The 24996-nt window shown below is 68.7% G+C and carries 21 protein-coding genes; 7 read left to right on the top strand and 14 right to left on the bottom strand.

Annotated elements, in window-relative coordinates; genetic code table 11:
• Nucleotides 1–249: 249 nt before the first annotated feature.
• On the bottom strand, nucleotides 250–1662 hold the full coding sequence (gene gltX / locus V3391_RS00350) for a glutamate--tRNA ligase (protein ID WP_332076434.1): 1413 nt from the start codon (nucleotides 1660–1662) through the stop codon (nucleotides 250–252).
• An 80-nt stretch (nucleotides 1663–1742) separates the two neighbouring features.
• Here gltX and lpxH point away from each other — a divergent pair, with 80 nt between their 5' ends.
• Entirely contained in the window at nucleotides 1743–2489 is a 747-nt protein-coding gene (gene lpxH / locus V3391_RS00345) for a UDP-2,3-diacylglucosamine diphosphatase (RefSeq protein WP_332076433.1), read from the top strand.
• Between the two features lie 93 nt (nucleotides 2490–2582).
• Here the strand turns inward: lpxH and V3391_RS00340 are convergent, their stop codons facing one another.
• The 6 genes from V3391_RS00340 to V3391_RS00315 all read right to left on the bottom strand — a co-directional run bounded on the left by V3391_RS00340 (nucleotide 2583) and on the right by V3391_RS00315 (nucleotide 10183).
• Nucleotides 2583–3413, bottom strand: coding sequence for a ferritin-like domain-containing protein (locus tag V3391_RS00340; RefSeq protein ID WP_332076432.1), 831 nt, complete (start codon nucleotides 3411–3413; stop codon nucleotides 2583–2585).
• Nucleotides 3410–4876, bottom strand: coding sequence for an amidophosphoribosyltransferase (gene purF / locus V3391_RS00335; RefSeq protein ID WP_332076431.1), 1467 nt, complete (start codon nucleotides 4874–4876; stop codon nucleotides 3410–3412). Before purF ends, V3391_RS00340 begins: the two co-directional genes overlap by 4 nt.
• Before the next feature lie 75 nt (nucleotides 4877–4951).
• Nucleotides 4952–5986, bottom strand: coding sequence for an SPOR domain-containing protein (locus V3391_RS00330; protein WP_332076430.1), 1035 nt, complete (start codon nucleotides 5984–5986; stop codon nucleotides 4952–4954).
• A 55-nt stretch (nucleotides 5987–6041) separates the two neighbouring features.
• The gene (folC, locus tag V3391_RS00325) at nucleotides 6042–7316 is read right to left on the bottom strand and encodes a bifunctional tetrahydrofolate synthase/dihydrofolate synthase (protein WP_332076429.1); all 1275 of its coding nucleotides are present in this window, start codon (nucleotides 7314–7316) and stop codon (nucleotides 6042–6044) included.
• Nucleotides 7313–7957 (bottom strand): histidine phosphatase family protein, encoded by a 645-nt coding sequence (locus tag V3391_RS00320; protein WP_332076428.1) that lies wholly within the window; start codon nucleotides 7955–7957, stop codon nucleotides 7313–7315. The genes folC and V3391_RS00320 overlap by 4 nt, the downstream gene beginning before the upstream one ends.
• Nucleotides 7958–8095: 138 nt before the next feature.
• The gene (locus tag V3391_RS00315) at nucleotides 8096–10183 is read right to left on the bottom strand and encodes a S46 family peptidase (protein ID WP_332077677.1); all 2088 of its coding nucleotides are present in this window, start codon (nucleotides 10181–10183) and stop codon (nucleotides 8096–8098) included.
• A gap of 237 nt (nucleotides 10184–10420) precedes the next feature.
• Here V3391_RS00315 and tdh point away from each other — a divergent pair, with 237 nt between their 5' ends.
• The 4 genes from tdh to V3391_RS00295 all read left to right on the top strand — a co-directional run bounded on the left by tdh (nucleotide 10421) and on the right by V3391_RS00295 (nucleotide 14263).
• The gene (gene tdh, locus V3391_RS00310; RefSeq protein WP_332076426.1) at nucleotides 10421–11455 is read left to right on the top strand and encodes an L-threonine 3-dehydrogenase; all 1035 of its coding nucleotides are present in this window, start codon (nucleotides 10421–10423) and stop codon (nucleotides 11453–11455) included.
• Between the two features lie 114 nt (nucleotides 11456–11569).
• The gene (locus tag V3391_RS00305) at nucleotides 11570–12616 is read left to right on the top strand and encodes a hypothetical protein (RefSeq protein WP_332076425.1); all 1047 of its coding nucleotides are present in this window, start codon (nucleotides 11570–11572) and stop codon (nucleotides 12614–12616) included.
• A 45-nt stretch (nucleotides 12617–12661) separates the two neighbouring features.
• Nucleotides 12662–13864 carry a glycine C-acetyltransferase gene (gene kbl, locus V3391_RS00300; RefSeq protein ID WP_332076424.1) on the top strand — a complete coding sequence of 401 codons (1203 nt, stop codon included), beginning with the start codon at nucleotides 12662–12664 and terminating at the stop codon, nucleotides 13862–13864.
• A gap of 3 nt (nucleotides 13865–13867) precedes the next feature.
• Entirely contained in the window at nucleotides 13868–14263 is a 396-nt protein-coding gene (locus V3391_RS00295) for an HNH endonuclease (RefSeq protein WP_332076423.1), read from the top strand.
• On the opposite strand, the gene V3391_RS00290 is transcribed toward V3391_RS00295, so the two are convergent.
• The 4 genes from V3391_RS00290 to V3391_RS00275 all read right to left on the bottom strand — a co-directional run bounded on the left by V3391_RS00290 (nucleotide 14223) and on the right by V3391_RS00275 (nucleotide 18094).
• On the bottom strand, nucleotides 14223–14993 hold the full coding sequence (locus V3391_RS00290; RefSeq protein WP_425497178.1) for a pseudouridine synthase: 771 nt from the start codon (nucleotides 14991–14993) through the stop codon (nucleotides 14223–14225). The two genes, V3391_RS00295 and V3391_RS00290, sit on opposite strands and share 41 nt — an antisense overlap.
• 58 nt (nucleotides 14994–15051) lie before the next feature.
• On the bottom strand, nucleotides 15052–15552 hold the full coding sequence (locus V3391_RS00285) for a hypothetical protein (RefSeq protein WP_332076421.1): 501 nt from the start codon (nucleotides 15550–15552) through the stop codon (nucleotides 15052–15054).
• A 237-nt stretch (nucleotides 15553–15789) separates the two neighbouring features.
• Nucleotides 15790–16863 (bottom strand): OmpA family protein, encoded by a 1074-nt coding sequence (locus tag V3391_RS00280; protein WP_332076420.1) that lies wholly within the window; start codon nucleotides 16861–16863, stop codon nucleotides 15790–15792.
• Between the two features lie 301 nt (nucleotides 16864–17164).
• Complete coding sequence (locus V3391_RS00275; RefSeq protein ID WP_332076419.1) at nucleotides 17165–18094, bottom strand: LysR family transcriptional regulator; 930 nt, start codon at nucleotides 18092–18094, stop codon at nucleotides 17165–17167.
• Nucleotides 18095–18198: 104 nt separating this feature from the next.
• Between V3391_RS00275 and V3391_RS00270 the strand changes: the two genes are divergently transcribed.
• On the top strand, nucleotides 18199–19218 hold the full coding sequence (locus V3391_RS00270) for a zinc-binding alcohol dehydrogenase family protein (protein WP_332076418.1): 1020 nt from the start codon (nucleotides 18199–18201) through the stop codon (nucleotides 19216–19218).
• A 95-nt stretch (nucleotides 19219–19313) separates the two neighbouring features.
• Nucleotides 19314–19934 carry a membrane protein YczE gene (yczE, locus tag V3391_RS00265; protein WP_332076417.1) on the top strand — a complete coding sequence of 207 codons (621 nt, stop codon included), beginning with the start codon at nucleotides 19314–19316 and terminating at the stop codon, nucleotides 19932–19934.
• A gap of 36 nt (nucleotides 19935–19970) precedes the next feature.
• On the opposite strand, the gene V3391_RS00260 is transcribed toward yczE, so the two are convergent.
• The 3 genes from V3391_RS00260 to V3391_RS00250 are packed head-to-tail and all read right to left on the bottom strand — an operon-like array spanning nucleotide 19971 to nucleotide 24950.
• Nucleotides 19971–22781, bottom strand: a complete 2811-nt coding sequence (locus tag V3391_RS00260; protein ID WP_332076416.1) for an AAA family ATPase — start codon at nucleotides 22779–22781, stop codon at nucleotides 19971–19973.
• On the bottom strand, nucleotides 22774–23496 hold the full coding sequence (locus V3391_RS00255; protein ID WP_332076415.1) for a hypothetical protein: 723 nt from the start codon (nucleotides 23494–23496) through the stop codon (nucleotides 22774–22776). Before V3391_RS00255 ends, V3391_RS00260 begins: the two co-directional genes overlap by 8 nt.
• The gene (locus tag V3391_RS00250) at nucleotides 23493–24950 is read right to left on the bottom strand and encodes a hypothetical protein (RefSeq protein WP_332076414.1); all 1458 of its coding nucleotides are present in this window, start codon (nucleotides 24948–24950) and stop codon (nucleotides 23493–23495) included. Before V3391_RS00250 ends, V3391_RS00255 begins: the two co-directional genes overlap by 4 nt.
• Between the last annotated feature and the right edge of the window lie 46 nt (nucleotides 24951–24996).

The following is a 24996-nucleotide window of genomic DNA, read 5'->3' as shown; positions in this document are numbered from 1 at the left end:
GCAGCCGGCCCCGGAGGGGCGAGCATCGAAGATGCGAGTCAAAGGAACGGAACCAAAGAAAACGCCCCCCCGACACGTCCACAGCCCGCGGCGTCACGCGCACTGGGATTTTCCGACTCGGCATCCTGCCTCGGTCGGAAAACGCCGCCCATCCATGGTCGGCGCCCTACGGGTCTCTAAGCAGCGCTGCCACTTCAATCTCTTGAAAAGCAGAGCAACGCGCGAAACAAAATCCAGAGCGACGCGGCCTCAGCCCGCATCCCCCTCCGGAATCATCCCGATCGCCACATCGATCCGCGCCAGCGCCTCCTCGCGCCCCGCCAGATACACCGTATGCCCGATATCCGGACTCACCTGCGTGCCGGTGATCGCGACACGCAACGGCTGCGCGACCTTGCCCATGCCGAGGCCCAACGTCTCGACCGTCTCGCGGAACGCCGCGTCGATCGCCTCGACATTCCACTCCGGCAAGGCGGCAAAACGCGCGCGGACATCGGCCAGCGGTGCACGCGCTTCCGCCTTCAGGTGCTTGGCGACCGCCTTCTCTTCGTAGGCGGCGATCGGGCGATACCAGACCGCCGCGCGCTCGGACATTTCCTTCAGCGTCTGCACGCGGTCGCGCAACGCGATGACGACATCGGCCGGCGCCGGACCTGCCGACAGGTCGTATCCGTCGCTGCGCAGATGCCACTCCAGATGCGCGGCGACCGCAGCCGGGTCGTCGGACTTCAGATACTGCTGGTTGAGCCAGCCGAGCTTGGCCATGTCGAGGCGCGCGGCCTTGGCGTTGACGTCCTTGAGGTCGAAGAGCTGCTGCATCTCGGCGATCGAGAAGATCTCCTGGTCGCCGTGCGACCAGCCCAGGCGCACGAGATAGTTCAGCAGCGCGTGCGGCAGATAGCCGGCATCGCGGTACTGCATGACGTCGGCGGCACCAGTGCGCTTGGACAGCTTGGCGCCCTGCTCGTCGAGGATCATCGGCAGGTGCGAGAACGCGGGCACTTCCGCGCCGAGCGCGCGGTAGATGTTGATCTGCCGCGGGGTGTTGTTGACGTGGTCGTCGCCGCGCACGACATCGGTGATGCCCATGTCCAGATCGTCGACGACGACGGCGAAGTTGTAGGTCGCGTAGCCGTCGGGGCGGAAGATCACCAGATCGTCGAGTTCGCTGTTGGCGATCTCGATGCGACCCTTGACCTTGTCGTCCCAGACGACCGTGCCTTCGAGCGGATTCTTCAGGCGGATCACGCGGTTCGGATCGTCGCGCTTCGGTTCGTTGCGCTCGCGGTAGGCGCCGTTGTAGCGCGGCTTGTCGCCCGCGGCCATCGCCGCTTCGCGCATCGCGTCGAGCTCGGCCTTCGACTCGTAGGCGTAGTAGGCCTTGCCGTCGGCGACCAGCTGCTCGGCGACTTCGGCGTAGCGGTCCAGGCGGTGGGTCTGGTAGATCGGGCCTTCGTCGTAGCCCAGGCCCAGCCATTCCATCGCCTCGAGGATCGCGTCGATCGCGGCCTGGGTGCTGCGCTCGCGGTCGGTATCCTCGATGCGCAGCACGAACTCGCCGCCGCGACGCCGCGCCTCCAGCCAGCAGTACAGCGCGGTGCGCGCGCCGCCGATGTGCAGGTAGCCGGTGGGACTGGGGGCGAAACGGGTGCGGCAGGACATGCGCGGAATCCGGTGCGGGAACAGCGCGCATTCTAACCGGCGCGCCCAGCCGGCCCCGGCGGCCGGATTACAATGGCGCCATGACGACGCTTTTCATCTCCGACCTGCATCTGGATCCGGCGCGTCCGGAGATCACCGCGCTGTTCCTCGCGTTTCTCGACGGCGAGGCGCGCAGCGCCGATGCGCTGTACGTGCTCGGCGATCTGTTCGAGTCGTGGGTCGGCGATGACGATCCGTCGGAGGCCGGCGCGCAGGTCGCGGCGCGTCTGTTCGCCTTGTCGTCCGCCGGCGTGCCGGTCGCCTTCATGCACGGCAACCGCGATTTCCTGGTCGGCCACGAATACGCACGTCGCGCCGGCATGACATTGCTGCCCGACCCCGCGGTGATCACGCTCTACGGCCGCCCGGTGCTGCTGACCCACGGCGATCTGCTGTGCACCGGCGATGTCGAATACCAGGCGGTGCGCAACCAGGTACGCAATCCGGCGTGGCAGGCGCACATGCTCGCGCAGCCGCTACCGGCGCGGCTCGCGTTCGCCCAGCACGCACGCGATGCCAGCCAGGCGCGTGCCGCGAGCTTGCGCGGCGACGGTACGATGGAAACCGTCACCGATGTGGCACCGGCGACGGTCGAGGACTGGTTCACGCACTATGGCGTGGACACCATGATCCACGGCCACACGCACCGCCCTGCGATCCACGACCTGCACGTCGCCGGCCGCGACTGCCGCCGCATCGTGCTCGGCGACTGGTTCGAACAGGGATCGGTGCTGCGTGCGTATGCCGATGGGCGGCTGGAGTTGTCGGCGCTGTCCGGCACGGCCTGATCGCTTCACCATCACTGCGGGCACGCGCTTGCTCGAAGGCGCCCCAGTGCGGCCTATCGCGCGCAAGCGCGCTCCCACAAAAGCGGGATGCGGTCAGCGTTCGGCGATCGCCTGCAACGCGGCCAGTTCTTCCTCGCTGAATCCTGCAGCGGCACGCGCGTCGATGTTGAACGGGCCGTGCAATACCGCGCGCGCGTAATCGGACAGCAGATCGCGGAACGTCGATTCGGGCTGCACGCCGCGGCGTTCGCAGAACCAGCGGAACCAGCGGCTGCCGGCGGCGACATGCGCCACTTCCTCGCGCAGGATCACTTCAAGCACGGCGACGGTCTCGAGATCGCCGAGCGCGCGCAGCTTCACGATCATGCCGGGCGTGACGTCCAGCCCACGCGCCTCGAGCACGCGCGGCACCAGTGCCATGCGCGCCATTCCGTCGTGCGCGGTCTTCTCGCACATTTCCCACAGACCGTTGTGCGCGTCGAAATCGCCGTAGTCGAACCCGAGGTCGCGCAGACGATCGCGCAGCAGTACGAAATGCCGCGCTTCGTCGGCGGCGACCGATACCCAGTCGGCGTAATACGCGTCTGGCAGATCGCGAAACCGGTAGACCGCGTCCCAGCCGAGATCGATCGCGTTGAGTTCGATGTGCGCGATCGCGTGGATAAAGGCCGCACGGCCTTCGTCACTGCCGAAACCGCGCCGCGGCAATTCGCGCGGATGCACGAGTTTCGGGCGCTCGGGGCGGCCCGGCATGCCGATCGGCTCGGGCGCAGGCGCGTTCGCATCGAGCGGCAGCGCGCCGTCGCGGAACCGGCGCGCATATTCCGCGGTCAGCGCGATCTTGTCATCGGGATCGCGCGCATCGAGGCAGTGGCGCGCGGCCGCGAACAGATCCGCCGCGTCCGCGACCACCGCCGTGTTCACGCGCGGCGCTTCTTCTTCGCGTCGTCGCTGCGCAGCTGCTGCAGGCGCTCGAAATAACCTGCTTCGATGCCGGTGACGTACTCACCGCTGAAGCAGGAACTGTCGAAGCGGCGCTCGGGAAATTTCGGGCCGGCGACGGCGGTTTCGAGATCGGCCAGATCCTGGTAGATCAGCCAGTCGCATCCGAGGAACTCCTCGATCTCCTTCTCGGTGCGGTTGTGCGCGACCAGCTCGTCGACCGACGGCATGTCGATGCCGTAGATGTTCGGATGCCGCACCGGCGGCGCGGCCGAAGCGAGATACACCTTCTTGGCGCCGGCGTCGCGCGCCATCTGCACGATCTGCTTGGACGTGGTGCCGCGCACGATCGAATCGTCGACCAGCAGCACCACGCGGTTGCGGAATTCCAGCGGGATGGGATTGAGCTTGCGCTTGACCGACTTCGCGCGCTCGCCCTGTCCCGGCATGATGAAGGTACGGCCGACGTAACGGTTCTTGATGAAGCCCTCGCGGTACTTCACGCCGAGCGTGTTGGAGATTTCCAGCGCCGCGTCGCGCGAGGTGTCCGGAATCGGGATCACCGTGTCGATGTCGTGGTCGGGCCGCAGGCGCAGGATCTTCTCGCCCAAGGTCACGCCCATGCGCATGCGCGCCTTGTGCACCGAGATGTTCTCGATCATCGAGTCCGGGCGCGCGAAGTACACGTACTCGAAGATGCACGGCGCGTGCGGCTGCTGCGGCGCGCACTGGCGGTGATGCAGCTCGCCGCGCGGGGTGATCACGATGCCCTCGCCCGGCTCGACATCGCGCAGGTGTTCGAAGCCGAGGATGTCGAGCGCAACCGATTCCGATGCCACTGCGTATTCGGTGCCTTCGGCGGTCTCGCGCTTGCCCAGCACCAGCGGGCGGATGCCGTGCGGATCGCGGAACGCGACCAGGCCCAGACCCAGCACCGTCGCGACCACGGCGTAGCCGCCCTTGGCGCGGCGGTTCACGCCTTCGACGGCGCGGAACGCGGCCTCGGGGGTCAGTGCCTTCTCGCGGTCGAGCTCATGCGCGAACACGTTGAGGAGTACTTCGGAATCCGACTCGGTGTTGACGTTGCGGCGGTCGGTCTCGAACACCTGCTGGCGCAGCTGGTCGGTGTTGACCAGGTTGCCGTTGTGCGCGAGCGCGATGCCGTAGGGCGAGTTGACGTAGAACGGCTGCGCTTCGTCGTGACCCTCGCTGCCTGCGGTGGGATAGCGGCAATGCGCGATGCCCACGCGGCCCTGCAGCAGATCCATCGCCTTGGTGTCGAACACGTCGCGCACCAGGCCGTTGCCTTTGTGCACGCGCATCACCGTGCCGCTGGCGACGGCGATGCCGGCCGCGTCCTGTCCGCGATGCTGCAGCACCGTCAGGCCGTCGTACAACGCGGCTGCGACTTCAGAGGTTCCGACAATCCCGACGATCCCGCACATGTTCGATTTCCAGTTCTGCTTGAGGCGCGCGGACGCGCCGGTATGAGTGTCGGACGACGTGTCTTGCGGCGCCGGTCAGGGGTGCGATCGGACCAGACCGTCGACGCCCACCGCGCTGCGGACGCGCGTCTTGAGCTGGTCGGCTTCGCCGCGCGACGCGACCGGACCGGCCTTGACCCGGGTCAGGCGGCCCTTGTCGGTGTCGACCGAATCGGTGAACGCGGTGATGCCGGCACCGCGCAGACGATCACGCAGACGGTTGGCTTCGGCCGCGTTGCTGAAGGCGCCCAGCTGCACGATGAAGCCGGTGCCGGACGTCGGCGCCGCGGCGGGCGGTGCCGGCGGCGTCGCAGGCGTGGCGGGCGGTGTCTGCGCCGGCGGCGTGCGTGCAGGCGTCCGCGCGGCGGGCGTCTCCTCGGGCAACTGTTCGGTGGTCGGCGCGGCAGGCGTCTGCGCAGCGGTCGGGCGCGACGCGGCGGGCGCCGGCGTCGGTGCGGCTGCCGGCGTTTCCGGGCGCGGCACGTCCGGGCGGGCGCCCGCATCGAGCGCGACCACGCGCGGGGTCACGTCGTCGCGGACCTGCGCCGCGCGCACGCGGACGATCTCGGCATCGGCGCGGTTGGCATACGGCCCCAGGCGCACGCGCTGGGCCGGCTTGCCGTTGAGGGTGAAACCCTCGCGATAGCCGCGCAGGCCGGACCCGCCGAGCTGGCGCAGGATCGCCTCGGCATCGGCCTCGCTGGCGAACGCGGCGTAGTGCACCGCGTAACCGCCGCCGGCGACGGTCGCGGGCAGCGGATTGTCCTGTTCGGAGGTGTCGACGGTCGGCAGCGCGCTGCCGTCGGGGCGCGTGGCTGCTGGCGCGGCGGGCGCGGTTTCCGCCACCGGGGTCGCGCCGGCAAGTGCGCCGCCCTCGCGCGCCGGGGGCGGCGCGATCAGCGGCAGGTCGACGGTCTTGTAGTCGCCGGTCGGCGCATCGGGCACATCCAGCGACATGTCCGGCAGGCCGCTCGCGGGCGCGGGGCCCTTGATCAGCATCGGCAGGAAAATGACCGCGAGCGCGATCAGCACGGCGGCGCCGATCAGGCGTTGTTTCAATGCAGGCGACATGCGGGATCCGGACACGGGTGCCGCGCGAATTATACGCGCCGTCCCGTCCTGCTTCTTAACGCCTGCCCTGCAACACCTGCAGGGCGGCCGCCGCGGCGTGGAACGTGCCGAACACCAGTATGCGGTCGCCGGGCGCGGCTTCGTCGAGCGCGGGTGCCAGCGCCGCGACGACGTCGACGTGAGTGGTGACCGCGTCCCCCAGTACATCGGACAGGCGCGCGCGCAGCGTGGCGGCGTCCTGTCCGCGTGCCCCGGCGAGCGTCGATCCGGCCAGATGCCAGTGCGCGATCGACGGCGCCAGCGCCCGGGCCACGCCGGCTGCGTCCTTGTCCGCGAGCGCGGCGTACACCGCGACCGTGCGCCCAGCCGCCGGCCCCGCGATCAGCCAGTCGGCCAGCGCCTGCGCCGCCTGCGGGTTGTGCGCGACGTCGACGACGATCTCCACGCCGTCCTGCTCGAAGCGCTGCAGACGGCCGGCCACCGTGGCGCCGGCGATCCCGGTCGCGAGCGCGGCATCGTCGAGATCGCGATCCAGCGCACGGATCGCGGCGATCGCGACCGCCGCGTTGCGCAACTGCACCGGCGCGGCCAGCGTCGGCATCGGCAGCTCGACTTCGAAGCCGACCTCGCGCCAGATCCAGGTGCCTGCATCGGTCGGCGCGTACAGGAAATCGCTGCCGCCGCGGACCGCGACCGCGCCGATGCGGTAGGCGTGCCGCAACACGCTGGCCGGCGGATCGGTATCGCCGACGATCAACGGCTTCCATGCGCGCGCGATGCCGGCCTTTTCCAGCCCGATCGTCTCGACGTCGTCGCCGAGCCAGTCCTGGTGATCGAGGCCGACCGTGGTGATCACCGCGACATCGGGCTCGACGATGTTGACCGCATCGAGCCGGCCACCGAGTCCGACCTCGAGCACGGCCAGATCCAGCTCGGCACGCGCGAACAGCCACAGCGCGGCCAGCGTGCCGGTCTCGAAATAGGTCAGCGGCGTGTCGCCACGCGCGGCCTCGACCGCCTCGAACGCCTCGACCAGCGCGGCGTCGTCGACGTCCGCGCCATCGATGCGCACGCGCTCGTTGTAGGCCAGCAGATGCGGCGAGGTGTACGCGCCGACGCGCCAACCCGCCGCGCGCGCGATCGACTCGACGAAGGCCACCGTCGAGCCCTTGCCGTTGGTGCCGGCGATCGTGATCACCTGCGTCGCGGGACGGCCACAGTCCATGCGTGCGTAGACCGCACCGACGCGGTCCAGGCCCATTTCGATCTCGGTCGGGTGGCGCGCTTCGATCGCCGACAGCCAGTCGGCCAGCGAACGGGATTCACTCATAGCGCGCGGTGGACCGCCTCGCCGAAGAACGCGGTGTGGTGCGCGCAGTCGTTGAGGCGCACGACGTCGAGATGATCGACGTCGGGGCCTTCGAGCAGATTCAAGGTCGTCGGTGCCTGGCGGAACGTCCACAGGCGCGAGAGCGGAATGCCGAGCACGCGGCACAGGATCACGCGGTTGACGGCGTCGTGGGCGACGATCAGCGCGGTGTCGTCCGGGCCGAGGCCATCGACGGCGCGCGCGAACGCGGGCCAGGCGCGGTCGAATACCTGCTGCAGCGACTCACCGCCGGGCATCTGTACAGTGTCGGGCGCGTCGCGCCAGGCGGACAGGCGCTCGGGATCGCGCTCGCGGATCTCGCTGGCCAGCAGGCCTTCCCAGGTGCCGTGCGCGATTTCCGCGAGGCCCGGATCGGTCGACAGCATCGACGCACGGGTTGCGCCGAGCGCGAGCCGCGCGGTGCGATCCGCGCGCGACAACGGCGAGGCGACCGCGCGATCGATGCGGACATCCGCCAGCCGCGTGCCGAGCAGGGTGGCCTGACGTTCACCGACTTCCGACAGCGGGATGTCTTCCTGTCCCTGGTAACGGCCTTCGGCATTCCATGGCGTTTCGCCGTGGCGGGCGAGCAGGATTCTCATCGCGCGGTTCCTCGAATGGGGGGCGTCCGGCGATGCCGGCGCGACAGTTTACGGGAGGGGCGCCGCCGAAGCGGCCGGGGTCCCAGCCGCAGAATGCATCGCGCGCCGGGCATAAGGCCCCGGCGCGCGCACGAAAACTCAGCGCGCGGACGTGCCCATTTCCTGCAGCAGGCGTGGCGCCGGATCGACTTCCTGCATGACCCAGCGGATGTAGCGCTGGTCGACCGAAATCGTGCGCGTCATCGCCGGATCGAACACCCAGTTCGACACCACCGCTTCCCAGGTCATGTCGAACAGCAGGCCGGTCAGGCGGCCATCGGCGTCGAGTACCGGCGAGCCGGAATTGCCGCCGGTGACGTCGAGATCGGACAGGAAGTTGACCGGCACGCTACGCAGGCGGCGATCCGCGAGCCCGCCATCGCGACGCGCGGCGATCGCATCGAGCTGCGCCTTGGGCGCGTCGAAGGGCTCGGTACCGGTGGCCTTGGGCGGAATTTCCTCCAGACGCGTGAACGGCGTCTGCTGGGCGCCGGCGAGGTTGGTGTAACCCACGACGTTGCCGAAGGTGATGCGCAGCGAGGAATTCGCATCCGGATACACCGCTTCCTTGCGGCCGGCGCGGTAATCGGCCACGGCCTGCAGATACGTCGGACGCAGCTGCAGCAGATCGCCGGCACGGGCCTTGGACGCGAGTTCGATCTGCAGCAGTTCCGGTGTCACCGCCGCGGCGTACATCAGCGCCGGATCGCGGCTGCGCAGGAACTCGTGGCGATCGGCGGCGAACCACTTCAGGCGCTCGTCGCTGTTGGCCAGCGTGCTGCGCTGCAGGCGGTCCAGCGCGCGGTCGATCGCGGCCGCGTCGTTGCCGCCCAGCCAGGTGTCGATCGCCTGGATGCGCTGCTCGGGCGGCAGCTGGATGTACTGCAGCAACGCGTAGCGCGTGAGCTCGCGGTCCATCGCCGGCACGAAGCGGCGGTCCATCTGCTTCAGGCCGCCCTCGATCGCCGGCAGGTCGCGCTGCTGGTAGCCCTGCTCGCGCATCGCGTCGGGCTTTTCCTTCTCCATCGACAGGCGGTACAGGCGATTGGCGGTCGACAGCAGGCCGCTGTTGTCGAGCAGCGACAGCACCAGGTCGCGTTCGCGCGTGGCCTTGGCCTGGGCGTCGAGGGCGACGATCTTGGCGTGCGCGTCGAGCGCGGCCGCGCCATCGCTGCCGCGGCTGCGCAGCCACTCGAGCACCGCGGTTTCCTCGGACTGCTTGCGCGCCAGCGCGCCGATGCGCTCGAAGCCCTGCAACTGGCCTTCGTAGTTCTTCAGCGTGTTCTGCCAGCCGCGCACCGCGCTGGCGTAACGCACGTCGATCTCGGGATCTTCCTTGCCGCGCGCCTCGACGAGATCGATCAGCGCACGGTAGTGGCGGCCAACCTGCGGGTAGCGCCAGGCCACGGTTTCGGAGAATTCGTCGGCGAAGGCGTAGCGGCTGGTGCGCCCCGGATAGCCAGCCACCATGACGAAATCGTTCTCGCGCAGCGGCTTGTCGGCCAGGCGCAGGAAACGCTGCGGGGTGTAGGGGATGTTGTCCTCGGCGTAGTCGGCCGGGCGTCCGTCGCGGCCCACATAGGCGCGGTAGAACGCGAAGTCGCCGGTGTGGCGCGGCCACATCCAGTTGTCGACATCGCCGCCGAAGCTGCCGATGCCGCCCGCCGGCGCGTACACCAGGCGCACGTCGCGGATTTCGAGGTTGCGGAACAGCCGATAGCTGTTGCCGCCGAGGAAGCTGTACAGGCGGCAGCGATACGCGGCATCGGCCTCGCAACGCGCGACGAGGGTCTTCTCGATCGTGTCGAGCGCGGTGGTGCGCCCGAGGCCATCAGGCGCGGCGTCTATCGCGGCGCGGACCTCGGCGGTGACGTCCTGGATGCTGTCGAGCGCGTAGATGCGCGCATTCGGGCCGGCCGAGATCTCGTCGCCGATCGCCGCGGCGTTGAAGCCGTCGCGCATCAGATTGTTCTCGGGGGTCGAATTCAGCTGGATCGCGCCATAGGCGCAGTGGTGGTTGGTCAGCACCAGACCCTGCGGCGAGACGAAGCTCGCGGTACAGCCACCCAGCGAGACCACGGCGCCCAGCGGGTCGCCGGTCAGATCGGCCAGCCGGTTCGGATCCAGCTTCAACCCGGCCTTGCGCAGCGCCGGCGCGATGTCGGGCAACTGTTGCGGCACCCACATGCCCTCGCCCGCCACCACCCCCGGCGCACTGCAACTGAAGAAGACGCCCAGCAGCGTCGCGGCCAGTAACGGATGGCGCATGGTGGTCCTGTGGATCGTGACGGGGGGCCAAGTCTAGCCAACCCGCCCGCCCGGCGCAGGCCAAGGCCGGCTGGCCGACGTGCGAGTGCAGCACGGCCGCGACGGGCCTGCGCCGTATAATCGCCGGCTCTTTCCGGCATCCGCAGACACGACACAATGGCCCAGACAATGAAGGCGCTGGTCAAGCGCGACGCGACAAAAGGCATCTGGATGGCCGAAGTGCCGGTGCCGGCCCCCGGCCCGAACGACGTCCTGATCCGCGTCGAGAAGGCCGCGATCTGCGGCACCGACCTGCACATCTACCTGTGGGACGAGTGGAGCCAGCGCACGATCACGCCGGGCCTGGTCATCGGCCACGAGTTCGTCGGCCGCATCGTCGAGCTGGGCTCGGCGGTCACCGGCTATGAAGTGGGTCAGCGCGTCTCGGCCGAAGGTCATCTGGTCTGCGGCCACTGCCGCAACTGCCGTGCCGGCCGCCCGCACCTGTGTCCGAACACCGTCGGCATCGGCGTCACCCGCAACGGCGCGTTCGCCGAGTACGTGGTGATGCCGGCGACCAATCTGTGGCCGATCCCGGACCAGATTCCGAGCGAGCTGGCCGCATTCTTCGATCCCTACGGCAACGCCGCGCACTGCGCGCTGGAATTCGACGTCGTCGGCGAGGACGTGCTGATCACCGGCGCCGGCCCGATCGGCGTGATGGCCGCGGGCATCTGCAAGCACATCGGCGCGCGCAACGTGGTGGTCACCGACGTCAACGATTTCCGCCTCAAGCTGGCCGCGGACATGGGCGCCACGCGCGTGGTCAACGTGTCGAACACCTCCCTCAAGGACGTCATGAAGGATCTCCACATGGAGGGCTTCGACGTGGGCCTGGAGATGAGCGGCAACCCGGTCGCGTTCAACGACATGCTCGACTGCATGTACCACGGCGGCAAGGTCGCGCTGCTCGGCATCCTGCCCAAGGGCGCCGGCATCGACTGGGACCGCATCATCTTCAAGGGCCTCACCGTGCAGGGCATCTACGGCCGTAAGATGTACGAGACCTGGTACAAGATGACCCAGCTCGTGCTGTCGGGCTTCCCGCTCGGCAAGGTGCTCAGCCACCAGCTGCCGGCCGACGAATTCCAGAAGGGTTTCGACCTGATGGAATCGGGCAAGTCGGGCAAGGTCGTCCTCGACTGGCGTTGAGCGTACGGCCTGCCCCGCGGTCGAGAGCCGCGGGACGGGCCATGACCTGTGGCACGTTCCGGCGCGCATGCCGGCTCCTATGTTCGGTATCGGCACTCTCGGCAAGGATGCGACATGCGACCCACGATCACGCTGCTGCTTGCAGCGTTGCTGCCCTTCACTTCGGCGGCCGCGGCTGACACCAGCGACTGCCCGGCGTCACTCCAGCTTCCCGAGCTGAGCTGCGTGGCCACGCCGCAGGGATGGTTCCATGCGGAGAATCTGGCGACCGCCCGGCAGATCGCCGAAGACGCTAACCTGGCTGCCAGCAGCTTCGAGGCCTATTTCGGCAGACCAGCGCCGCGCGGTGCGGTCTTCGCCGGTGGCCAAGGCCGCGCCATCCCGGATGACCTCGGGCAGGCGTTCACTGCGGCCGGCGCCGCTTGGCAACTGCCTTGGCTGGACGCCCCGGGCCGACGCGCGGTCCAGCGCAGCGCGCTCGAACGGCAGCTGCGCGCCAGCATGCCGGGCATGGACGAAGCGCAATTGCAGGCCCGTATCGACGCGGCCCTGTCCAGCGCGACCGCGCCACCCGACAGCGCCGCGGACCGCAGTACGCTGCGGCACGAGATCGGCCACATGTTGCTGATCCGCGCGTTCTGGGGCGCGCCTGCAACCGATACGTCGCGGGGCCCGGGCCACTACGGCGGCCCGGGCCCAGACTGGCTGGACGAGCTGGCAGCCGTGCTGCTGGAATCACAGGTGATGGCCGACAACCGGCGCGCGAAGCTCCACAGCGCGGAGGCCGCCGCCCATTTGCAGCCGCTGGCTACGTTCTTCGACAAGCCGCATCCGATGGCGGCCCGCATGTCCGAACTGGCCAGCCGAGGGCCGGGCGCGCACGTGATCTCGGGCGCGGAGGCACAGCGCCTGACAGGCGATGCAGGCTGGTTCTACGTGCAGGCGCGCGGCGTCGCCGATTTCGTGCTCGACACCAGCAGCGATCCCGCGGTGTTCGGCCACATGGCCGCGTTCCTTGCAAACGGCGGCGACATGGAAGGCTGGCTGGCCGCACACGGCTCGCAGAGCGGACTGCCGGCGTCGATCCCCGAACTTGATGCGGCGTGGACGCAATGGCTCGCCGCGCGTGCGCAGTCGCCGGCAACGACGCGGGTCCCTTGACCGCCGCTTGGTAGAATTGCGGCCTTCCCGTTTCCGGAATGCCCGATGGCCGCCGTCTCCAATACCCAGCGCTACGCCGATACCCTCGACGAGATCCGCGACGCCGGGCTGTTCAAGGCCGAGCGCGTGATCACCGGCCCCCAGTCGGCCGAAATCACGCTCGAAGACGGCCGCACGGTGCTGAATTTCTGCGCCAACAACTATCTGGGGCTGGCCGACCATCCGGACATCATCGCCGCGGCCAAGGACGCGCTCGATACGCACGGCTTCGGCATGGCGTCGGTGCGCTTCATCTGCGGCACGCAGGATCTGCACAAGCAGCTCGAGCAGACCATCGCGGACTTCTTCGGCAAGGAGGACACCATTCTCTACGCCGCGTGCTTCGACGCGAACGGCGGCCTGTACGAGCCGCTGCTCGGCGATGAAGACGCGATCATCTCCGACGCGCTCAACCACGCGTCGATCATCGACGGCATCCGCCTGTGCAAGGCCAAGCGCTACCGCTACGCCAACTGCGACATGGCGGATCTGGAAAAGCAGCTGCAGCAGGCGCGCGCCGATGGCGCACGCACGATCCTCATTTCAACCGACGGCGTGTTCTCGATGGACGGCTTCATCGCGCCGCTCGACGAAATCACCGCGCTGGCCGCGAAGTACGACGCGCTGGTGCACATCGACGAATGCCATGCGACCGGTTTCCTCGGCGACACCGGCCGTGGCTCGGCGGAAGTGAAGGGCGTGCTGGAAAAGATCGACATCGTGACCGGCACGCTCGGCAAGGCGATGGGCGGCGCGCTCGGCGGTTTCACCACCGCCAAACGCGAAGTCATCGAACTGCTGCGCCAGCGCTCGCGCCCGTACCTGTTCTCGAACTCGCTGCCGCCGCACGTGGTTGCCGCCGGCATCAAGGCGTTCGAGATGCTCGACGCCGCGGGCGATCTGCGCACGCAGCTGGTCGAGAACACCCGCTATTTCCGCGAGCGGATGACCGACGCCGGCTTCGACGTGCGCCCCGGCGTGCATCCGATCAGCCCGGTGATGCTCTACGACGCCAAGCTCGCGCAGCGCTTCGCGCAGCGCCTGCTCGAGGAAGGCATCTACGCGATCGGCTTCTTCTTCCCCGTGGTGCCGAAGGACCAGGCGCGCATCCGCACCCAGATCAGCGCCGCGCACACGCGCGAACACCTGGATCGCGCGATCGATGCGTTCACCCGCATCGGTCACGAGCTGGGCGTCTTGAAGGCCTGAAGCATGCGCGCCGCGCTGCGACGGCGTCTGCTGGTCGCGACGCAGACCGATGCGCTTGCGGTGCTCCACGATGGCATCTGGTCGACGCGTTGCCTGCACTGCCGCAGCGCGCTGCAGGTGCGCGATGACGGCGAGCCGCTCGGGCTCGCGACGCTGGAACACGTGGTGCCGCAGGCCTGGTTCGGCCGACGCGCTGCGGCGGCGCTCACTGCGCAGGTTGGCGACGATGCGGACGATCCACGCAACCTCGCGCTCGCCTGCGCCCGCTGCAATCACGACAAGGGCAAGGGTCACGATGCACGGGGTCCCGGCGACGTGCGCGCACGCGAAGTCGTCGAAGCCCTGCTCGCGACACGCCTCAGCCGGTGGCGGGATCCGATGGACGCGCCAGCGCGCTGATCTCGCCGGCCGCCAAGGGGCGCCACGCGCCCTTGGCCAGATCGCCCAGCGCGAGATCGCCGATCGCGACGCGCACCAGTCGCAGCACACTCAGATCATGCGCAGCGAGCAGCCGGCGGATCTGCCGATTGCGGCCTTCGTTGAGCACGATTTCTAGCCAGGCGTTTCGCGCGCCCTCACGCAGCCGGCGCGCTGAGGCCGCCTGCAGTCGCTCACCCGCATCGTCTACGCCCAGCACCAGCGCTTCGAGCAAGGCGTCGTCGGGCAGCCCGTCGACCTGCACGTGATAGGTCTTCTGCGGCCCCTGTTCGGGATCGGTGACGCGTGCGGCCCACGCAGGATCACTGGTGAACAGCAGCAGGCCTTCGCTGGCCTTGTCGAGCCGGCCCACCGGCGCGATCCAGCCCAGGTCCGCGCCGTCGAAACAGCGATAGACGGTGTCGCGGCCGTGCTCGTCGCGCGCCGTAGTGACCAAGCCGCGCGGCTTGTTGAGGACGAGGTACTGGTGCGCAGTTGCGCCCGCCACATCGCCATCGAGCACGATGTTCGACGCGTCCAGCGCCACCGGAAACTCCGGATCGCGCACGATCCTGCCGGCCACCCGCACACGCCCCTCGCGTACGCGCCGCTCGGCTTCGCTGCGCGAACACAGCCCGCGCTTCGACAGCACGCGCGCGAGGCCGTAGCGCGGCGGACGCACGACGGGCTTCAAGACACGGCACCTCGACATGCGAACGGCCCGCTTGCGCGGGCCGTCGTCATACCGTCGATGCAGAGACGCGCAGCACTCATTCGACGGGCGGGGTCTCGCCGGGCGGTGCGGTTTCTGCAGCGGCCGGTGCAGCCGGCGCGTTCGGATCGGCGCGGCGGCTGCCGACCGTGTAACCGTTGGCCTTGATCCACGCGTCGAAATCGTCGGCGGTCATGCGCTTGCCGCCCTGGGTCATGTTGAAACGGTAGGGCGTGTTGTCGAACTCGGTCTGCTTGACGTAGGCAGCCGGATCGTTGGCACTGACGGCGCCTGCAGCAGGCGCAGCCATCGCGACGTTCTGGCACTTCTCGATCTCGAGCCGCAGCACGACCTGCTCGGCGGACTGCGCCTCGTCATAGGCGCGCGCGAGCACGGCGCTGGTGCCGAGGCGATACGTCGGCGCGGCAAGTTCGGGAGACACGGGCTCGAGCACGGTGGCCTGCACGGGGCGTGCGGTGCGGGTGTCGAGCGTGCTGCAGTCAGCGGCATGGCCGACGAGTGGCAGCGCCAGCAGAGGCAACAAAAACAAAGCACGCATGAGAGGCAATCCCCGAGGTCGAATTGGCCTGAAGTGTAGGCGGCAAGTACACGCCATACAAGGAAAAACTAGACGTTCGCGCATTCACGATATCGCCTGCCTGCAGCGTCTCGCTGCCGATTGGTCGGGACCGCGCAACCGCGTCGCCGCAGCAATCCGGAAACGGAGAAAGATTCGGCCCCACAAACAGAAAGCCCGGCACGAGGCCGGGCTTCCTGGTGTCACGACCGGACGTTCTTAGTTCTGAACGTTCAGCTCGGTGCGGCGGTTGCGCGCACGGCCTTCCGGGTTGTCCGAACCATCGGCGTTGGTGTTCGGCGCGATCGGGCGGCTTTCGCCGTAACCGGTCGGACCCACCAGACGGTCGGCCATGATGCCGTTGCTGGCAAGGTGGTCATAGACCGCCTTGGCGCGACGCTCGGAGAGACGCTGGTTGTAGGCATCGGTACCGACCGAGTCGGTGTGACCGGCGACTTCAACGCGCAGCTCCGGGTAACGCTTCAGGATTTCGACGGCTTCGTTGAGGATTGCCACCGCGTCAGGACGCAGCGTCGCACGGTCGAAGTCGAAGTTGACGCCGTTCAGATCGATGGTGATCGGAGCCGGCGGCGGCGGAGCAGTCGGCGGAGCCGGCGGCGGCGGCGGCGGAGCCGGCGGAGCCGGGGGAGCCGGCGGCGGGCCGAGCGGGATCACGACGCCGACCGAAGCCATTACGTCACCGAAGTAGCTTTCTTCCGCATTGTGCGGATAGCCAGCCCAGTCACGCGCACCGTTTGCAGCGACGCTGTTGTCGTCGAAGTCGGCGCGGTAAGCGATTTCGGCACGCACGGCAACGCGCTTGTCGAAGGTCGTCTGCAGACCGGCACCGACCTTGGCAGCGAAGTTACCTTCTTCGCGCTGACCCGGGGAATTCGGGCTCGGGAACGCGTCGAACTCTTCTTCCGAACGCTGGTAGCCGACACCGGCCAGCAGGTACGGATTCCAGCCACGGCCTTCGGAGATGAAGTGGTAGCGGAAGTCGACCGAGATGCCGTACTGGCTCCAGTTCAGATCATTGTTGGCGCCTTCGACCGAGCTGTCGAAGCCCGGGTTCTGGTAGTTCAGCTCACCGTCGATCGACCAGTTGGGGCTGATGAACTTACCCATGCCCAGCGTGACGAACGGGGTGTCGTCGGTGCGGCGATCTTCTGCCTGGAAGTTGAAGCCCGTCGAACCGGTGAGGTACCAACGGTCGTCGAACTCCTGGGCGCTGGCGTGACCCGCCAGACCAAGACCGCCGAGCAGCGCGGCGCAGAGGAGTTTCTTGTTCATGTTTTTTCAGCTCCTAGAAAAGGGGGAATGCGTCATGGCATCGGTTGAGGCGTCAAACGCAAACGCCTTGCACATAGCCTAAAGTCAGCAGCGTGAAGACGTTGTTAACGCTAACATAACGGTTGAGAGCTTCCTATACCCCGGCCGCCGGGTATTCATCTTGGCTTTGGTTTGGTCAGGAACCTCAACGCGGCGGAATTGTCGTGAGGATGATGTGCGCGTGGCGTCAAGAACGTTGCCGCGCTCTTAACCGTTGCTTTATGCGGAATTGACGTTTTCCGGTTCAGGACGGCAGCCCGCCTTAACGGGTGTCCGCGGGTGACGTGAGCCAGTGCGGCGCCGATCCGAACTCCGTCTGCAGGAACGCGACGAATGCGCGCGTGCGCGGCGGCACGAAGATGCGATCGGGCATGACCGCGTGGATGCCGGTCTCCGGCGGCGCGTGCCGTGGAAGCACGCGCACCAGGCGTCCCGACTGCAGATCGTTCACCACATGCCATAGCGCGTGCATCGCGATACCCGCCCCCTCCAGCGCCGCGTCGCGCAGCACTTCACCGAGATTGCTTTCCAGTGGCCCGGCGACGGTGACGACCGATTCGCCGCCTGCGCCGTCGCGCAGTTGCCAACGATCCTGGCGACCCCGGCTGCCGACGAGCACCAGACACGCGTGCGCGGCGAGATCCGCCGGTGTCGCGGGCACGCCGCACCTCGCCAGGTACTCCGGCGAGGCGACGAGGACGCGCGGGTTGGCTGCGATCTGCCGTCCGACGAGCTGCGAGTCGTCGAGATCGCCGATGCGGATCGCGAGATCGAAGCCTTCACGCACGAGATCGACCTGCTGGTCACTCATATGCACGCTGAGCTGCAGGCCTGGATGCGCAGCGAGAAATCGCGGCAAGCGCGGCGAGATGTGCTGGCGGCCGAACGACGCCGACATCGTGACCCGCAGCGTGCCGCCCACCGCCTGACCGCCGCTTTCGCGCAGGCTGCCCGCAAGACCGTCGAGTGCTTCGACCAGCGCGCGTCCCTCGCCGGCCAGCCGCAGGCCCTCGGGCGTGGGATGCAGCCGCCGCGTTGTACGGTGCAGCAGGCGCACGCCCAGGGCATCCTCGAGCCGCTTCAGACGCTGGCTCGCCAGGGCCGGCGACAGGTCGAGGCTGCGCGCCGCAGCGCTGATCGAGCCGGTGTCGAGCACGCGCAGAAACAGGGCGATGTCCCCGATCCGGTCCATTGATTCGAAAGAATCCCTTGAAGGTGATTGGTGATCCTATCGCTGTTCGACAGGAACACGCGGGGTCGACAATGCGTGGGCCGCTCCACTTCCCGAGGATTCCCATGAAAGCCGTCGCCCTGACCCGCTATCTCCCGATCGACGATCCGCAGTCGCTGCAGGATGTCGAACTCGATCTGCCCGAGCCCGGCCCGCACGACCTGCGCGTGCGCATCGAGGCGGTCTCGGTGAATCCGGTCGACACCAAGGTGCGCGCACCGAAACCGCAGACCGAGGCGACACCGAAGGTGCTCGGTTACGACGCGGCCGGCGTGATCGACGCGATCGGCAGCGAGGTGACGGGCTTCGAGGTCGGCGACGCCGTCTATTACGCGGGCGACATCACCCGTCCCGGCAGCAACGCCGAATACCAGCTCGTCGACGCGCGGATCGCCGCGAAGAAGCCCGACTCGCTCGATTTCGCCCAGGCCGCCGCCCTGCCGCTGACCGCGATCACCGCATGGGAGCTGCTGTTCCAGCGCATGCCGTTCGACATCGACAGTGGTGGCGATGGCAAGACGCTGCTGGTCATCGCCGGCGCCGGTGGTGTCGGATCGATCGCGATCCAGCTGGCGAAGCGGGCCGGCTTCACCGTGATCGCGACCGCGTCGCGCATGGAGACCATCGCGTGGTGCCGCGTCATGGGCGCCGACCACGTCATCGACCACCGCGAGGATCTTGCGCCGCAGCTCCAGGCGCTCGGCTTCGAGACCGTCGATGCTGCGCTCAATCTCGCCGATACCGATCGTTACTGGACCGCGCTGGGCGAACTGCTCGCACCGCTGGGCCATGTCGGCCTGATCGTCGAGCCGTCCGGCGCGCTGAAGATCGGCGATCCCTACAAGGCCAAGAGCATCGGCATCCATTGGGAAATGATGTTCGCGCGGCCGCGCTTCCGCACCGCGGACATGGCCGAACAGGGCAGGATTCTCGCGCGCGTCGCCGAGCTGATCGACGCCGGTTCACTGCGCGGCACGCTATCGGACATGCTGTCGCCGATCAATGCGGAGACGCTGCGCGAAGCGCATCGCCGGCTCGAATCCGGCAGCACGATCGGCAAGCTGGTCGTCGCCGGCTGGGCATGACCCGCGCCGCGTAACACCGCGTTACTGCCCTTAGGATCCAACGTCCGGCCTGCTCGGGGCCGGACGTTTTTTGGTCGTCACCCTGGGAACCCCGGATGCCCACAGCACATCCCTCGCGCGTCGAACGCCTGGCGCGTCTGCTGACCGGCCTGTTCTGCTACGGCATCGGCATCAGCCTGATGGTCCGCGCCGGGATCGGCGTCGCGCCCTGGGACGTGCTGACCCAGGGCATCTCGTTGCAGAGCGGCCTGTCGTTCGGTCTGGTGACGAACCTGATCGGCATCGGCGTGCTGGTGCTGTGGCTGCCGCTGCGGCAGACGCCGGGCCTCGGCACTCTGCTCAACGTCCTGCTGATCGGCCCGAGCGCGCAACTCGGCCTGTGGCTGCTGCCCGACATCCATGGCCTCGCGCTGCAGGTCTGCGTGTTCGCCGTGGGGCTCGTGCTGTTGGCGCTGGCGACGGGTCTCTATATCGGTGCGCAGTTCGGCGCCGGGCCACGCGATGGCCTGATGACCGGCCTGCACGCACGGACGGGCGTGCCGATCTGGATCGCGAGAACGCTCGTCGAAGCGCTGGTATTGACCACCGGCTGGTGGCTGGGTGGCAATGTCGGCTGGGGCACGCTGGCATTCGCGTTGCTGATCGGACCGCTATGCGGCCGCACCCTGCCCCTGTTCGCACCGCGCGACGTCGCGCCGCCGGCCGCGCCGCTGTAACTCCAGCGCGGCCTGCGACACTTCAACCGGGCGCGATCACGCCGCGGCGTCGACCGAATCCGTCCGGTCGCGCTTGAGCACCGCGACCGGCTCCGCCCACGCACTGCCCGCGCGTCGCTTGCTGGTGGCCAGCACCAGATCCGATGGCTCGAACACGTTGAGGTTGTGGGTGATCGGCGTGGTCAGGATGTACTGCGCGTCCGTGTTGCGCAGGAAGCGGCCGACCTTCTCGATGTTGGCGACGTCGAGATGTGCGAACGGTTCGTCGATGAAGACGAAGCCGCCTGGCTGGTCTTCGTCGCGCAGCAAGGCGACCAGCAGCAGCAGCGACTTCATCACCTGCTGGCCGCCGGACGCCTCGCCGTCGTCGAGGCCGATCCAGCCCTTGCGGTCGAAATCGAAGCGCACGGTGAGCCCGGCCTGGGCCAGCGCGACATCCTCGTTCGCCAGTTCCGGCATGCCGACATCGACACCGATGCCGGCAAGTTCGCCGAGCGCGGTCAGGTTCTTGCGGTAGCGGCGCACGGTCGCGCGCAGCACGTTGATGTAGGCGCCGCGCGCGTCCTCGGTGAGCCGGCGCGCGCGGTGCAGATGCGCTTCGCGTTTGCCGATCGCCGCCTCCAGTGCCTCGTGGTCGGCGGCGAACTTGTCGCGCATCGTTACGCAGGCGGCGTCCTCGACGAAGCTGCCGCGTGCCAGTCGTTCGTCGATGCGCTCGAGTTCTCGCCGCACTGCGCCTGCGCTCTCGTACGCATCACGTGCCTCGCGCAGCGCGTCGCGCGTGCGCCATGCAGCCGGCATGCGCGCACGGCGCTTGCGGAAATCGACCAGACGCTGCACCAGTGCCGCGCGCTCCTGCGCGATCTGGCTGCCGCGGTCGCGTAGTTCCTGCGCCAGCGTGCGCAGCTCGCCCGCGCGCGTGGCGGCCGCGATGCTGCCGTCCTTGTCCAGCCGTTCGCAGGCATCGAGCGCAGCGCGTGCATCGGTCAGCGATTCGGCGGCCGCCTGCGCGGCCTCGGCCAGCGCCGGCAGGCGCGACTGCGCATCGGCGAATTCGGCCGCGCGCGTGACCAGTTCCTGCCCGGCATCGAGACCGAGCAGGCGCGCCTGCGCCGCATCGACTTCGCGGCCCAGCGTGGTCAGCGCGTTCTCGCGCGTCTGCGCCCGGTCCTGCAAGGCGACGGCTTCGGCATGCAGCGACGCGAGCCGCGCCTCGCGCGCACCGGTGCCGAAGTGATGCTGGCCGCCGCCGATATGACGACCGCCGCGATGCTCGCGCAGATAGCCCTGTGCCGTGATCCAGTCCTGACCCTTGGGCAGGCGCTGGCCGGCTTCGACATCGGCGACGCGCTGCACGCGGTCGAGCTGACGCGGCAGCCACGCCGGCGGATCGGCATTGAAGCGCACGACTTCGAGCAGCGAGCCGCGCGTCGCCGGACCGGCCGGCGCGCGTTCGGCGACGACGAAGTGCCGGTACTGCAGGCGCTCGCCGAGCTGCCAGGCCGCACGCGCATCCTTCGACGAATCGAGCACCAGCAGATGCCGGTACGGCGCGAGTACGGCTTCGAGCGCGACGGCCCATTGCGGATCGGCGATCTCGACCAGTTCGGTCAGCACCGCATGACCGATGTCGGCGCGATCGAGCGCGGCGCGGAACTCGCGCTCGAAGGGCTCGACGACACGCCCGCCGCCGCGCAGCGCGGCAACCTGCGCGGCGATCTCGCCACCGCGCGCGCGATCACGCTCGGCCTCGAGGCGCAACTCGGCCTGACGACGCCGGCCCTGTTCGACCTCGCGGCTGAGCCCATCGACATCCGCGCCGCCGCGTTCGGCCTGCAGACGCGCGAGTTCGTCGTGGCGACGCACCAGTTGCTCGGCATCGCGCGCCTGGTCGCGTGCGCCGGTGAACCGCGTCTCGGCCGATTGCAACGCCGCGCGTGCGTCGGCGATCGACTGCTGCAGGCCGGCGCGCGCGTCGATCGATGCCGCGTCCTCGGCCTGCAGCGCAGCGTGCGCCGCCTGACGTTCGCGCAGCCCACGGCGCAAGCCGGTCAGGCGCGGCTTGGCGCCGTCGATGGTCGCGCGCAGGTCGGCCAGTTCCACCTTGGGCGCGATCTCCGCCTCCAGCAGCTGCCGCTGGTTGCGCAGCGCCATGCCGTCCTCGTAGGACCGCACATCGGCGCGCGACGATTCCAGCCGCATGTGCAGCTCGGCGAGTCCCTGCTGCAGTTCGGCGATTTCCTTGTCGATGTCGAACTGCTCGGCGCGGGCACGCTGGTAGTCGTCCATCACCGCCTTGTCCTCGAACACGTCGAAGACCAGTTGCAGCAGTTCGCGCGGCGACAGCTGGCACAGCTTGTCGGTGGCGCCCTGCTCGAGCGTCAGCACGCGACAGATTGCGCGACTCAGACCGGCACCCGCGAGACGCACGCGATAGTCGCGCACGCCCAGCCATTCGCCGCCGGCATCGAGTGCTTCCACCGGCACGTCGCCAGCGACGATCTGGTAATCGCGGGTCCAGTCGCCGCCTCGCTTGCGCACGCGGCAGGCGATGGTCACCTGCTCGTCCATGCACGGGAAGAACGCGCGCCGGCCGCGTCGATCGACCGGGTTGCTGACCACTGCGCGCAGCCACGCGAACGGCTTGCCGTTGTGGCGCAGATAGGTCTTGTAGTCGCGCGCCATGTCGCGATCGTCGATGGCCAGGAGCGTACGCAGCGCATCGAGCAGCGTGGTCTTGCCGGAACCGTTCGGGCCGACGACGGTGATGATCGAGGCATCGAGTGGCAGGGCGTAGCGCTGCCAGTAATCCCAGTGCACGATTTCAAGGCTGCGGAACTCAAACATCGGCCTGCGCCTCCTCGGTGATGTCGGCATCGTGGATCGTGTCGTCCGGATTGCCGGCGTCGTCCATGTCCAGCCCCTGGCCCACGCGACTCTCGGCGATCACGTGCGCCAGTGCGCCGTCCATCACGCGACTGGCGATGCGCTCGTAATCGAACGCGAGATCGAGCAGCGGACCTTCGTGGATCCGCTCCTTGCGTCGCGCGATGAAGCCCTGCCGCTGCAGCGTGCCGAGGTTCATGTGGATACGACCCTTGCCGCCGAGTTGCGCGCCGAAGTCTGCGAGCAACGTGCGTTCGTTGACCGGCTCGACGACTTCCGCGCCGACCGGCACCGGCTTGAGCTCGGCGAACATCTGCTCCTGGTCCTGCGACAGGTCGGTCTGCTGGCGCGCGATCTGCCGCTGACGCTTGGGCAGCACCAGCAGCGACCACAGCACCACCAGCAGCGCGAGCGCATCGCGACTGAGTTGCAGGTTGCTCGCGGCCCAGGCATCGCCGTGGCCGAACACGTCGGCCTCGTGCTGGCGCGCGATACCGACTGCAACGTGCGCTGCGTAGGGATGTTCGAGCAGGCGCAGGCCGGCGGCCGCGAGGCGGCGGTCGATGTCCTCGCGCAGCTCGGCATCGACCAGCATCTGGCGCACGGCGCGGTCTTCGCGCGGCAGCCAGCGCTCGGCGAGAAGCCGCGCGATCAGGGAAGCGGTGGAGTCGGTCATGCGGTCTTCTTGCGTCGTGCGGGTGCCGGCGAGGTGCCGGTCTCCGCGGAAGGTGTGGCGGCGCGGCGACGGCGCGCGACGGGCGCAACGGCATCGTCGCCTTCGACGTCGTCGGTGACGCCATGCGCGGTCATGTCGGGCATCTCGATGTCGGGCGCGGCCGCGTCGTCGACGCCCGCGGGCAGCAGGCGACCACGACTCATCAGGGCGACGCCGGCGCGGTCGATGCGCTCGAATGCCGCGTCGACGCGCCATTGCATCGGCAACTGCGCGAGCTGCGCACTGACGCCGCTGCGGTTCTCCGCACCGGCATCGCCGATCAGGCCCAGCAGCGACAGGCGGTACGCACTGACCGCGAAGCTGTCCTGCGGCACCCAGTCGCCGAGCGGCGCGGCCGTATCGAGTGTGCGCAGCTGGTCGAGCCATTGCGCGGCGTGTGCGTAGTCGTCGGCGGCGACCGGCGCCTGCAGATCCTCGGGCGCATCGCGCGGTGGCGGCAGGCCGGCCTCGTCGGCGGCTTCGCGCTCGCGTTCGACGAGTTCGTATTCGGCGACATCCAGCGCGATCGGCCCGAGTACGAACGCGGGCTGCGGCGCAATGGTCAGTGCGTCGGTCGCCATGTCGGCGAGCGCGGTCGGATCGCAGGCGCGCAGGAAGCGGTTGACGTCCGACGACGACAAGCCGCTCGCGCCCAGATGCACGCGATGCCGGTCGAGCTGGTTCAAGGCGCGCTGGAACACCGACGCCTGGCGCAGCATCGCGCTCTGCGCGCGGCCGATCTGCTGCGCGACGCGATGCGTGGCGACGTCGAGATCGTCGTCGGCCGCGATCGCGCGGATCAGCTCGGTGCCCTTCTCCACCCAGTGCCAGACCGACTGCAAGGTGTCCGCGGCCTGGCGGATGCGGTGCTCCGAACCGCTGAGCACGGCCTGGTCGAAATCCTCGCGCAGTTCGTTGAGTCGCGACAGCAGATGCTGCAGATCGGCCGCGCCGACCTTGCCGACAGCTTGGCCGGCGGCGAGCTGCGCGGTGACATAGGCCAGTTCGTCGCCTTCGGCATTGAACTGCACCAGCAGGCCCAGCGCCGACAGCGCCTGACGGCCGACCGGGCTGATGCGGTAGCGCTGGCTGTGCGCGTCCCAGGCCAGCAGGCCGTTGTCGCGGAGGCGGCCGATCACGGTGTCGAACTTGACCGGATCGAGCCAGGCGAAGTGCTCGCGCAGTTCCTGCGGCGACCAGTCCGGCGCGTCGCCGCGTTCGCCGATCGCACGCAGCACGAGCAGGCGCACCATCACGATCTCCTCGCCGCCATGGAACAGCGTCGAGAACGCGCGCAGCTGTTCGCGCGCCGCCAGCAGCGGATGCAGGTCCGGCAGATCGGCGGCGACGATGCCGTCGCGCAGGTAGTCCTGGAAAGGTTGGATGGCAGCCGTCCCTGGTGCGGGGCGCGACATGTTCAGGGCGCGGCCCGGCACTGGCAACTCTTGACAGCCCGCGCGT

Origin of the sequence: Luteimonas flava (assembly GCF_036584485.1) — a bacterium.
Classification (GTDB): domain Bacteria; phylum Pseudomonadota; class Gammaproteobacteria; order Xanthomonadales; family Xanthomonadaceae; genus Luteimonas; species Luteimonas flava.
Note: the sequence above shows the minus strand (reverse complement) of the source record. Positions and strands in the feature narration are given on the sequence as shown.

Bases quoted from the DNA above. Each gene is read 5' to 3' on its own strand.
- gltX (WP_332076434.1), bottom strand. From the start codon at position 1,662: ATGTCCTGCCGCACCCGTTTCGCCCCCAGTCCCACCGGCTACCTGCAC.
- lpxH (WP_332076433.1), top strand. From the start codon at position 1,743: ATGACGACGCTTTTCATCTCCGACCTGCATCTGGATCCGGCGCGTCCG.
- purF (WP_332076431.1), bottom strand. From the start codon at position 4,876: ATGTGCGGGATCGTCGGGATTGTCGGAACCTCTGAAGTCGCAGCCGCG.
- V3391_RS00330 (WP_332076430.1), bottom strand. From the start codon at position 5,986: ATGTCGCCTGCATTGAAACAACGCCTGATCGGCGCCGCCGTGCTGATC.
- folC (WP_332076429.1), bottom strand. From the start codon at position 7,316: ATGAGTGAATCCCGTTCGCTGGCCGACTGGCTGTCGGCGATCGAAGCG.
- V3391_RS00320 (WP_332076428.1), bottom strand. From the start codon at position 7,957: ATGAGAATCCTGCTCGCCCGCCACGGCGAAACGCCATGGAATGCCGAA.
- V3391_RS00315 (WP_332077677.1), bottom strand. From the start codon at position 10,183: ATGTGGGTGCCGCAACAGTTGCCCGACATCGCGCCGGCGCTGCGCAAG.
- tdh (WP_332076426.1), top strand. From the start codon at position 10,421: ATGGCCCAGACAATGAAGGCGCTGGTCAAGCGCGACGCGACAAAAGGC.
- V3391_RS00305 (WP_332076425.1), top strand. From the start codon at position 11,570: ATGCGACCCACGATCACGCTGCTGCTTGCAGCGTTGCTGCCCTTCACT.
- kbl (WP_332076424.1), top strand. From the start codon at position 12,662: ATGGCCGCCGTCTCCAATACCCAGCGCTACGCCGATACCCTCGACGAG.
- V3391_RS00295 (WP_332076423.1), top strand. From the start codon at position 13,868: ATGCGCGCCGCGCTGCGACGGCGTCTGCTGGTCGCGACGCAGACCGAT.
- V3391_RS00290 (WP_425497178.1), bottom strand. From the start codon at position 14,993: ATGTCGAGGTGCCGTGTCTTGAAGCCCGTCGTGCGTCCGCCGCGCTAC.
- V3391_RS00285 (WP_332076421.1), bottom strand. From the start codon at position 15,552: ATGCGTGCTTTGTTTTTGTTGCCTCTGCTGGCGCTGCCACTCGTCGGC.
- V3391_RS00280 (WP_332076420.1), bottom strand. From the start codon at position 16,863: ATGAACAAGAAACTCCTCTGCGCCGCGCTGCTCGGCGGTCTTGGTCTG.
- V3391_RS00275 (WP_332076419.1), bottom strand. From the start codon at position 18,094: ATGGACCGGATCGGGGACATCGCCCTGTTTCTGCGCGTGCTCGACACC.
- V3391_RS00270 (WP_332076418.1), top strand. From the start codon at position 18,199: ATGAAAGCCGTCGCCCTGACCCGCTATCTCCCGATCGACGATCCGCAG.
- yczE (WP_332076417.1), top strand. From the start codon at position 19,314: ATGCCCACAGCACATCCCTCGCGCGTCGAACGCCTGGCGCGTCTGCTG.
- V3391_RS00260 (WP_332076416.1), bottom strand. From the start codon at position 22,781: ATGTTTGAGTTCCGCAGCCTTGAAATCGTGCACTGGGATTACTGGCAG.
- V3391_RS00255 (WP_332076415.1), bottom strand. From the start codon at position 23,496: ATGACCGACTCCACCGCTTCCCTGATCGCGCGGCTTCTCGCCGAGCGC.
- V3391_RS00250 (WP_332076414.1), bottom strand. From the start codon at position 24,950: ATGTCGCGCCCCGCACCAGGGACGGCTGCCATCCAACCTTTCCAGGAC.